This is a genomic window from Gulosibacter sediminis, from assembly GCF_030011715.1.
In the GTDB taxonomy this organism is placed as follows: Bacteria; Actinomycetota; Actinomycetes; order Actinomycetales; family Microbacteriaceae; genus Gulosibacter; species Gulosibacter sediminis.
Genome location: NZ_JASCYH010000036.1, coordinates 18,082 through 27,769, shown reverse-complemented (window position 1 = coordinate 27,769; position 9,688 = coordinate 18,082). Strand labels below are relative to the sequence as shown.

Sequence of the window (9,688 nt, the reverse complement as noted above, 5' to 3'; positions counted from 1 at the left end):
AGTTCTGGCGGTGCCAGAACTACAAAAAACGACCACTCAACCCCCCAACTGTTGGAGGTGGTGGGGAGGTGGGCTGGATAGACTGGCGGCGCATCCCCACATGCCAACTCAGAGGAGCCAATGGTGACGTTCATCACTGATGTCTACGCACGTGAAATTCTTGATTCGCGCGGCAACCCGACGGTCGAGGTCGAGGTCACACTCGAAGACGGCACCATCGGTCGTGCCGCCGTGCCCTCGGGCGCATCCACCGGCGCATTCGAGGCGTACGAGCTTCGCGATGGCGACGCCGACCGCTACCTCGGCAAGGGTGTCGAGAAGGCTGTGCAGGCCGTTGCGGACGAGATTAACCCCGCGATCGAATTCTTCGACTCGACCGACCAGCGCACCCTCGATGCCGAGCTGATCGAGCTCGACGGCACGCCGAACAAGCAGCGCCTCGGCGCCAACGCCATCCTCGGTGTGAGCCTCGCCAACGCCAAGGCCGCGGCCGAGGTGAGCGAGCTCCCGCTGTTCCGCTACGTCGGCGGCGCGAACGCCCACGTGCTGCCCGTGCCGATGATGAACATCATCAACGGCGGCGCCCACGCCGACTCGGGTGTCGACGTGCAGGAGTTCATGATCCTGCCGGTCGGTGCCGAAACCTTCCGCGAAGCCCTGCAGTGGGGTACTGAGGTCTACCACCAGCTCAAGAAGACGATCGGCTCGAAGGGACTGTCGACCGGCCTCGGCGACGAGGGCGGCTTCGCACCGAGCGTCGGCTCGACTCGCGAGGCACTCGACCTCATCGTCGAGTCGATCGGCGAGACCCGCTACGTGCTCGGCCGGGACATCGTGCTTGGCCTCGACGTCGCCTCGACCGAGTTCTTCGACAACGGCGTGTACAAGTTCGAGGGCAACGAGCACTCGGCTTCCGACATGGTCGACTTCTACGAGCAGCTGATCAACGACTACCCGATTGTCACGATCGAGGACCCGCTGGCAGAGGAAGACTGGGATGCCTACGTCGAGCTCACGGCGCGCATCGGCGACCGCGTGCAGCTCGTCGGCGACGACCTCTTCGTCACGAACCCCGAGCGCCTCCAGAAGGGTCTCGACCTGAAGGTTGCGAACTCGATCCTCGTCAAGGTGAACCAGATCGGCACCCTCACCGAGACCCTCGACGCCGTCGAGCTCGCGCAGCGCCACGGCTACACGGCGATCCTCTCGCACCGCTCGGGCGAGACCGAAGACACCACGATCGCGCACCTCGCCGTCGCCACCAACTGTGGCCAGATCAAGACCGGCGCGCCGGCGCGTAGCGACCGCGTCGCGAAGTACAACGAGCTGCTGCGCATCGAGGAAATCCTCGGCGACCAGGCGATCTACGCGGGCACCTCGGCGTTCCCGCGCTTCACGCCGACCGAGGCCTAACCGCAAAGTCCACCGTGATTTCGCCGACGGGCCGAGCGTAACGCTCGGCCCGTCGGCCATTGTTGGAAGAATGTCCCCATGGCCAAAACCACCACCACCCGTGCCACGCGCCGACCGACGGGAGGGTCCATCCTGCTGCTCATCGTGCTCGTGGTCTCGGTGGCGATGATTGTGCCGACCGTGCAGCAGCTCATCAGCCAGCGGCAGCACATTGCCGAACTCGAATCCGAGATCGCGCAGTCGCAAGACCAGATCACCCAGGTCAATGAGCAGACGAGCCGTTGGGAAGACCCGGCCTACATCAAGGCCGAAGCCCGTGGCCGCCTGCTCTTTGTCGAGCCGGGCGACACCACCTACGTCGTCATCGACGACGCGTCGCTGCCCGCGGTCGAAGACGAGCCCGACGTCAGCTCCGAGCTGCACGAAACCAAAACGGACTCGACCGAGCTCTTCCTCGACTCGCTCATCCGTGCCAACGACGCGCAAGCGCCTCAGGAGGACCAGTGACCAACGCCCTCATCGACCAGCATCCGAACTGGAGCCCTGCGAGTGAACAGGACCTCGCCACGCTCACCGAGCAGCTCGGACGCCAGGTGCGCGGCGTGCTCGGGGTTGCCTCGCGCTGCGTCTGCGGCAATCCAGTCGTCGTGATCACAGCGCCCCGGCTGCCCGATGGCACGCCGTTCCCGACGCTCTTCTACCTCTCGCACCCCGAGGCCACGGCCGAAATGTCGCGTCTCGAGGGCGCGCACCTGATGGTCGAGATGCAGGATGCGCTGGCGAGCGATGACGAGCTGCGGTCGGCCTACCAGCGCGCTCACGAGCAGTACCTTGCCGCCCGCGAGTCGGTCGACCATGTCGAGGAGATCGCCCACGTGACGGCCGGGGGCATGCCGACGCGCGTGAAGTGCCTGCACGCGCTGAGCGCGCACGCGCTCGCCGCGGGCCCGGGCGTGAACCCGATCGGCGACTGGGCGCTGCGAGTTTCGGCGTGGTCGCCGAGCGTGTGCCAGTGCGCGAATCCCCGCGGCGCGAACGCCGCGTCGCCGGCCGACGCATAGCGTCCGCCGAGGTCACCCGCCCGTCAGGTGACAGCCACGGCGCGGGGGTAGTCTTGATACGTCTCGAAGCTTGACAACACAGTGAGGAGTGAACGCGTGACGAAGATTCTGATCGTCGGCGGTGGATACGCCGGGTTCACAGCAGCCCGACAGCTCGAAAAGCAGCTCAACCCTGGTGAGGCGCAGGTGACGCTCGTCGACCCGCTGCCCTACATGACCTACCAGCCGTTCCTGCCCGAGGTGGCGAGCGGTTCGATTGAGCCCCGTCACGCAGTGGTGTCGCTGCGCCGTCACCTGAAGCGCACGCGCGTGATCACCGCCGAGGTTTCGCAGATCGACCACGCGTCGAAGACCGCGACCATCACGCCTGAAGATGGCGACGCCTACACGCTCGGCTACGACATCGTCGTGGTGACCGCGGGCAACGTGTCGCGCACTTTCCCGATTCCGGGTATCGCCGACAACGCGGTGGGCATGAAGCACATCGAAGAGGCCGTCTGGGTTCGCGACAAGATCATCGACAACTTCAACCGCGCATCGACCATGGCGCCGGGCGCCGAGCGCTCGCGCCTGCTGACCTTCGTGGTCGTCGGTGGCGGCTTCGCCGGTATCGAGACGTTCGCCGAGATGCGTTCGCTCGCGACCGCGCTGCTCGCCGACTACCCGTCGCTGCAGTTCGACGACGTGCAGTTCCACCTCATCGAGGCGGCGCCGCGCATCATGCCGGAGGTTTCGGAAGAGACCGCGCTGTGGGTCATCAAGAACCTCGCCGAGCGTGGCGCGACCGTGCACCTCAACACCCAGTGCAGCTCGGCTGTCGACGGTGTGGTCGAGACCTCCAACGGCGACAAGTTCCCGACCGACGTCATCGTGTGGACCGCTGGCCAGATGGCAAACCCGCTCGTCAAGGGCTTCACTGACCTGCCCGTCAACGAGCGCGGCAACGTTCGTGCCCGTGCCGACCTTCGCATTGAGGGTGACGAGGGCATCGTCGAGGACGCCTGGGCCGCTGGCGACATCGCCGCGGTGCCCGACCTCTCGGGTGGCGGCGTCAACGGCTTCTGCGTGCCGAATGCACAGCACGCTGTTCGTCAGGCTCGCATGCTCGCCGAGAACATCGTGGCGACGCTGCGCGGCGACGCACCGACCGACTACTACCACGAGAACATGGGTGCGGTTGCGGGCCTCGGCATGGGCGTTGGCGCATTCCAGTCGGGCAAGACCGGCATCACGGGCCTTCCCGCGTGGGCGATGCACCGCGGCTACCACGGCATGGCGATCCCGACTTACGAGCGCAAGATTCGCGTCTTCGGCGGCTGGCTCGGCCAGCTCGTGCTCGGCCGCGACTTCGTCTCGCTGAGCAAAGTGAGCGAGCCGAAGGCGTTCTTCGAGCGCTTCGCCGCTCGTCCGAAGCCGGCTGCTCCGAAGTCGACCGACGACAAGGCTCCGGCCGCCAAGTAGGCGCCGCACGGCACCTGGCGATCGCCGCCGTATTCTTGACTGGATGCGGCGGCGATCGCCGTTCACCCCCCGTAGCCCAATTGGCAGAGGCACGCGACTTAAAATCGCGAAAGTGTCGGTTCGAACCCGACCGGGGGGACCAAGTTTCGTTGCGGCGTAACACTGCGTCGACGTATTACCCCGGCGGTTTACATCCGCGATGTGCGGTGCTGAAGTTTTCCCGCAGATCCCAGCCCTTCCCGAGGAGCCCACATGACCGACACCCAGACCACGACGCGATTTGAGATCGTCAACACCTTCGACGAGCGCGTGATTCCGGTGCTCGAGGATCTCGTGCGCGAGTACCACGACCGCTACGGCGACCTCGGTGGGCACGATTCGCGTGAAGAGGTCTACGGTGGCGCGAAGGACCAGTTCACCGAGGCGGCGCGCGGCGCCTTCCTCGTGCTGTTCGACGCGAACACCCCGCTCGCAGCGGGCGCCGTGCGCGCCTACGACGGTGACATCTGCGAGTTCAAGAAGATCTGGTCGAACCCGGCGCACCGTGGTGAACGCCTCGCCACCCGCCTGCTCGCTCAGCTCGAGGAAGAGGCCCGACGGCTCGGGTATCGCCAAGTGTTCCTCACGACCGGGCCCCGCCAGCCCGAGGCTGACCGCCTGTACGCGCGAAACGGCTACACGGCGCACTTCGACCCTGACGCATTCACGGTGCACCCGTACACGAAGGCGCTCGTCGAGGGCGAGGATGCCTCGCAACTGCCCGCGCGCGCTGTGCGAGACCTCGTCGACTTCGGCGAACTCATCGCCCGAAAGCCCTAGGGAGCGCCGCGCCGCCGGCACGACTGCTTATCGCTGCTCACCGCGAGAATGTCGAGCCGGCGGCGCGTCATATTTCCCTCCATGACGAAGATGACGCGACCGCGTCATTTCGTGTCGTCACAAAGTCGCACGCGGGCGTCCGCCGTGCTGAAGTCATCCTCACCCGACCACCCCGTCGAACCGAGGAGACCCCGTGACGCACATCACCGACACCGTCACTGCTGACCCGGCGCCCAGCACTGAGCGCGCCACGCCGAGCGCCGCCGCAACCACGTCGGCGGCGGCACCCGCGCGCCCGGTGGCCCGCCGCATCCGCCGGCAGCGTCACTGGGGTCGCTGGATCTTCGCAGCCATCGCCCTCTTCGTCGTTGCCCAGTTCGTCGTGTCGCTGTTCCGGAACCCGCAGTGGCGCTGGGACGTCTTCGCGCAGTACTTCTTCTCGCAGTCCGTCGTGCAGGGCCTTGGGCTCACGCTCGTGCTCACCGTCGTCTCGGCCACGATCGGCTTCGTGCTCGGCGGCGTGCTCGCGGTGATGCGGATGAGCGGCTCGCCGATTCTCTCGAGCCTCGCGAGCGTCTACATCTGGTTCTTCCGCGCGGTGCCGCTCGTCGTGCAGCTGGTCGTTTGGTACAACCTCGGCTACCTCTGGCCCACGCTCGGCATCGGCACGCCGTTCACCACCGACTTCTGGCTCCTCGAAGTGAACACGGTGCAGCTCATCTCGGCCTTCACCGCTGCGATTCTCGGTCTCTCGCTGCACGAGGCCGCGTATTCCGCCGAGATCATCCGAGGCGGCCTGCTCTCGGTTGACGCCGGCCAACTCGAGGCGTCCCGCGCCCTCGGCCTGCCCCGCGCCACCCGCTTCTTCCGCATCGTGCTGCCGCAGGCCCTGCGCTCGATCGTGCCGAACGCCTTCAACTCGGTGATCGGCCTCGTCAAAGGCACCTCGGTCGTCTTTATCGTCGCGCTGCCCGAGCTGTTTTACACGGTGCAGGTCATCTACAACCGCAACCAACTCGTGATTCCGCTGCTGCTCGTCTCGGTGGTTTGGTACGCCGTGATCACGACCGTGCTCAACGTCGTGCAGTACTACATCGAGCGTCACTACGCCCGTGGCACGACCGCGCAGCTGCCGCCGACACCGGCACAGCGAGTGCGCCGCTGGTTCGCCGCCCGCCGGCCGAATGTCGTCGCCACATCGCTCGACCGTGCCGACGTCACGGCGCAGACCGGCTCGGTCGCCATCAGCGCCGGCGACGCGAACGCCCCGATCATCACCCGATAGGACACCGTCATGACTTCGACTACCACCACCCGCGGCCTCGTCGAGCTCCGTGGCGTCCACAAGTCCTTCGAAGAAACCGAAGTGCTCCACGGCATCGACCTGACCGTCCGACCGGGCGAAGTTGTCGTGCTGCTCGGGCCATCCGGTTCCGGCAAGTCGACGCTCCTGCGCGCCATCAATCACCTCGAGACGATTGACCGTGGCGAGATCACCATCGACGGCGAGTTCATCGGCTACGCCGAACGCGGCGACGAACTTGTCGAGCTGCCCGAGCGCGAGATCCTTACTCGGCGGTTGCGGGTCGGCATGGTGTTCCAGCAGTTCAACCTGTTCCCGCACCTCACGGTGCTCGACAACGTCACGCTTCCGGTGACCTCTCGCAAGCTGCGCAGCAAGGCGGATGCGGCGGCTCGCGGCCGCGAGCTGCTCGAGCGCGTCGGTCTGGGTGCGCTGGCCGACCGCTTCCCCCGCCAGCTTTCGGGCGGTCAGCAGCAGCGCGTCGCGATCGCCCGGGCCCTCATGCTCGACCCCGACGTCATGCTCTTTGACGAGCCCACGTCGGCGCTCGACCCGGAGCTCGTCGGCGAGGTGCTCGCGGTGATCCGTGACCTTGCCGAGCAGGGGCGCACGCTCATCGTCGTGACCCACGAGATCAGCTTCGCCCGCGAAGTTGCCGACCGCGTTGTCTTCATGGCCGACGGCAAGCTCGTCGAGCAGGGCAGCCCCGAGCAGGTGCTCAGTAACCCGGCCGAGGCCCGCACCCGCGACTTTCTGCGCCGGTTCCTGCAGCCGAGCGACTAGCCCACCTCATCCACCCCAACCCTCTGGCCAACTTCAAGGAGACTCCGTTGACCACTTTTCGCCACCGCCTGACCCGCATCGTGCCCGTACTCGCGGCCGCAGCCATCGCACTGACCGCCTGCGCGAACCCGGTTAGCGAAGCGTCGACCGACGCCACGAACTCGGGCCCGAGCCTCGACCTCACGTCGAAGAACGCTGAGGACCGCCCGCACCAGGAGCCGGTGCAGGCGGCGATCGACGCCCTCGAGGCAAGCGATTTCACCCCGATCAACGAGGGCTACCTCACCGTCGCAATCTCTCCCTACACGGCACCGCTCGCCCTCGCGGCGGAGGACGACCCGAACACCATCATCGGCAGCGAGGCCGACTTCGCCCAGCTCATCGCCGACGGCCTCGACCTCGAGCTCAAGCTCGAAGCCGTGTCGTGGGCCGACTGGCCCCTCGGCATCCAGTCGGGCAAGTACGACCTCATCACCTCGAACGTGACGGTGACCGAGGAGCGCAAGGACCTCTTCGACTTCGCGACCTACCGCAATGACGTGCTCGGTTTCTCGGTGAAGTCGGGCAGCGAGATCACGTCGATCGAGTCGGCCCCGGACGTGGCCGGGCTCAAGATCGTCGTCGGTTCGGGAACGAACCAAGAGAAGATCCTGCAGAACTGGGATGAGGAGAACGTCGCGAACGGGCTCGATCCGGTTGAGTTTGTCTACTACGACGACAACGCCGCTGCAGTCCTCGCGCTGCAGTCGGGCCGAGTGGATGCGATCCTCGCGCCGAACGCGACCCTCGCGTACGCCGCGGCCCAGACTGGTGAAACCGAGGTTGTTGGCACTCTGAACGGCGGCTGGCCGGACACGGCGCAGATCGGTGCCACGACCGCAAAAGACAACGGTCTGATCGAGCCCGTGCAACTCGTGCTCAACGCCGCCATCGAGTCGGGCAGCTACCAAGAGGTCATCGACCGCTGGGCGCTCGATGCGGAGGCAGTCGAGCAGTCGGAGCTCAACCCGGAGGGTCTCCCTCGCCCGTAATGGCGAGGGGGTGACCCTCGGCCACTGGCCGGGGTGACGCTCGGGTGGTGAACTCTGCCCACCCGCCGAATTCGCCGCAGCGTGGCGTCTACGGTGAGTCCAGTTGCGTCACGGCGACGCTGCTGGCGCAGAGAGGCCACTCGAGCATGATCACCCCGGCCGAGGTACCCGGCGGTACCGGCCTCACCATCGGCGTCGGCTTCGACACCCTCGCTGATCCGACATTTGACTGGGATGCGTTCGCGAACCTCCTCGAGCGGGCCGGCGCCGCGGGGGTCGCACTCCAGGTCGGCCGACCCGAGCTGCTGTTGTTTCCCTGGAACGCCCACCGGGACGAATGGGCGCCCGGGGTTTCGGCGGACTACGACCCGGTTGCGCGGGCACTGGGGGCCTTGGCGTCGATCGAGGCCGACCTCGAGATCACCCTCGTGATCGAGGTGACGGCGCCGCGCCACATTCAACGAGAGCCGGCGAGCGCCGGCGTGTTCGCCGACGGTGCCTCAAGCGAGCAGTTGCCCTCGATCTCGAGCCTGGCTCGGGGCAAATTCGGTGCCGATCTCGTGGCGCTGTGTCGCGAGGTGAGCGACCGCTACCAACCGGCACGCATTTCGCTGACCTCGCTCATCCTCGAGGCGAGCTTCGGCGATAGCGATCGCGAACTCTTCTCCAAAATGACCGGGCTGCGCGACTTTCCGCGCGACGAGGCGGGGCGGGCGGATACGCTCGATCCGCTCGTCGTGGCCTGGCGCACCCAGCTCCTCACCGAGCTGATCGCCCAGTGCGCGTCGGTCACCCTTCCGGGCACGCTCATCGACATCGAGATGCGGGTGAATTGGGACGATCCGGGTGCCGACCGCGCTGAGTCCGGGCACGCGTATGCGGCGGTGCTCGACACGGGTAACGCCATTACGCTGTGGGACTCGTTTGGTCTCAACGACGAACCACCGACCTACTCAGCGCAGCTCGCCGACGGGCTCGCCGCGCGCTTTGGTGTCGGCGAGCGTGAGCGCATCACGATTTCGATCGGCCTCTGGGGGCGCCTCGGTGACACCGCCGGTGCGACGATTTCGCCGTTCGATCTGCGCATTGCCATCGAAAATACGTGGGGCCGCGTGGGGCACATCGGCGTCACGCCGGCGAGCCTGATCGGCGCCGAACACTGGCGCGTGCTGGCCGAGCTGCGGGAGTCCCGCGTTGGGCTGTGAGCAAGTGCGCGCACGGGCTGGCTAGACTGCCACCATGGAACCGGCACTCCTTGTCACGCTCATCGTTATTGCCGTCGTGCTCGTCCTCCTGATCGTCTGGATCTGGGTGACGTACAACCGACTCACGAAGAATCGCATTCGCGTCGACGAGGCGTGGAGTGACATCACGGTGCAGCTGAAGCGCAGGGCCGATCTGATTCCGAACCTCATCAACACCGTCTCGGGCTACGCGCAGCACGAGCAGCGCGTGTTCTCCGAGGTGACGCAGGCCCGCAGCGAAACGCTCTCGGCGTCGACGCCGGGCGAGGCCTCGGTCGCCGAGAACCACCTGCAGGGAGCGCTGCGCAGTCTGTTTGCCGTTGCTGAGGCGTACCCGCAGCTGCAGGCAAGCAACAACTTCACCCAGCTCCAGCGCGACCTCGTCCAGACTGAAGACAAGATTCAGTCGTCGCGCCGCTATTACAACGGCAGCGTGCGTGAGCTCAACACCTCGATCAAGGTGTTCCCGAACAACGTTGTTGCCGGCCCATTCGGGTTCGGCGAGCGCGAGTTCTTTGACGTCGCCGACCGCGCGGCGATCTCCGAACCGCCACGCGTGCAGTTCTAAGCGCA

The 9,688-nt window shown here is 66.4% G+C and carries 10 protein-coding genes and 1 tRNA gene; all 11 read left to right on the top strand.

The genetic code is table 11. The features are described 5' to 3' along the window. The first annotated feature begins 120 nt into the window (after nt 1-120). The 11 genes from eno (at nt 121) to QM019_RS10435 (ending at nt 9,683) form a co-directional block, all read left to right on the top strand. A complete protein-coding gene (gene eno, locus QM019_RS10485) occupies nt 121-1,413 on the top strand; it encodes a phosphopyruvate hydratase (RefSeq protein WP_282826889.1) in 1,293 nt (430 codons plus the stop codon). A 78-nt stretch (nt 1,414-1,491) separates the two neighbouring features. After that, nucleotides 1,492-1,920: an FtsB family cell division protein gene (locus QM019_RS10480; protein WP_282852934.1), complete on the top strand. Its 429-nt coding sequence runs from the start codon at nt 1,492-1,494 to the stop codon at nt 1,918-1,920. Then, the gene (locus QM019_RS10475) at nt 1,917-2,474 is read left to right on the top strand and encodes a DUF501 domain-containing protein (RefSeq protein ID WP_241209088.1); all 558 of its coding nucleotides are present in this window, start codon (nt 1,917-1,919) and stop codon (nt 2,472-2,474) included. Before QM019_RS10480 ends, QM019_RS10475 begins: the two co-directional genes overlap by 4 nt. A 96-nt stretch (nt 2,475-2,570) precedes the next feature. Next, nucleotides 2,571-3,935, top strand: a complete 1,365-nt coding sequence (locus QM019_RS10470; protein ID WP_282852933.1) for an NAD(P)/FAD-dependent oxidoreductase — start codon at nt 2,571-2,573, stop codon at nt 3,933-3,935. Between the two features lie 65 nt (nt 3,936-4,000). Next, a tRNA-Leu gene (locus QM019_RS10465) sits at nt 4,001-4,077 on the top strand. A gap of 110 nt (nt 4,078-4,187) precedes the next feature. After that, complete coding sequence (locus QM019_RS10460; protein WP_282852932.1) at nt 4,188-4,754, top strand: GNAT family N-acetyltransferase; 567 nt, start codon at nt 4,188-4,190, stop codon at nt 4,752-4,754. 193 nt (nt 4,755-4,947) lie between these two features. Next, complete coding sequence (locus QM019_RS10455; RefSeq protein ID WP_282852931.1) at nt 4,948-6,039, top strand: amino acid ABC transporter permease; 1,092 nt, start codon at nt 4,948-4,950, stop codon at nt 6,037-6,039. A 9-nt stretch (nt 6,040-6,048) separates the two neighbouring features. Then, nucleotides 6,049-6,840, top strand: a complete 792-nt coding sequence (locus tag QM019_RS10450) for an amino acid ABC transporter ATP-binding protein (protein WP_282852930.1) — start codon at nt 6,049-6,051, stop codon at nt 6,838-6,840. 47 nt (nt 6,841-6,887) lie between these two features. Then, nucleotides 6,888-7,871 carry an ABC transporter substrate-binding protein gene (locus tag QM019_RS10445; RefSeq protein ID WP_282852928.1) on the top strand — a complete coding sequence of 328 codons (984 nt, stop codon included), beginning with the start codon at nt 6,888-6,890 and terminating at the stop codon, nt 7,869-7,871. Between the two features lie 47 nt (nt 7,872-7,918). Continuing rightward, entirely contained in the window at nt 7,919-9,076 is a 1,158-nt protein-coding gene (locus tag QM019_RS10440) for a hypothetical protein (RefSeq protein ID WP_193127635.1), read from the top strand. 34 nt (nt 9,077-9,110) lie between these two features. Beyond that, the gene (locus QM019_RS10435; protein WP_193127634.1) at nt 9,111-9,683 is read left to right on the top strand and encodes a LemA family protein; all 573 of its coding nucleotides are present in this window, start codon (nt 9,111-9,113) and stop codon (nt 9,681-9,683) included. The last annotated feature ends 5 nt before the right edge of the window (nt 9,684-9,688 follow it).

What these genes read in the sequence shown, in the direction of transcription:
- eno (WP_282826889.1), top strand. Translation starts at nt 121, where the DNA reads ATGGTGACGTTCATCACTGATGTCTACGCACGTGAAATTCTTGATTCG.
- QM019_RS10480 (WP_282852934.1), top strand. Translation starts at nt 1,492, where the DNA reads ATGGCCAAAACCACCACCACCCGTGCCACGCGCCGACCGACGGGAGGG.
- QM019_RS10460 (WP_282852932.1), top strand. Translation starts at nt 4,188, where the DNA reads ATGACCGACACCCAGACCACGACGCGATTTGAGATCGTCAACACCTTC.
- QM019_RS10450 (WP_282852930.1), top strand. Translation starts at nt 6,049, where the DNA reads ATGACTTCGACTACCACCACCCGCGGCCTCGTCGAGCTCCGTGGCGTC.
- QM019_RS10435 (WP_193127634.1), top strand. Translation starts at nt 9,111, where the DNA reads ATGGAACCGGCACTCCTTGTCACGCTCATCGTTATTGCCGTCGTGCTC.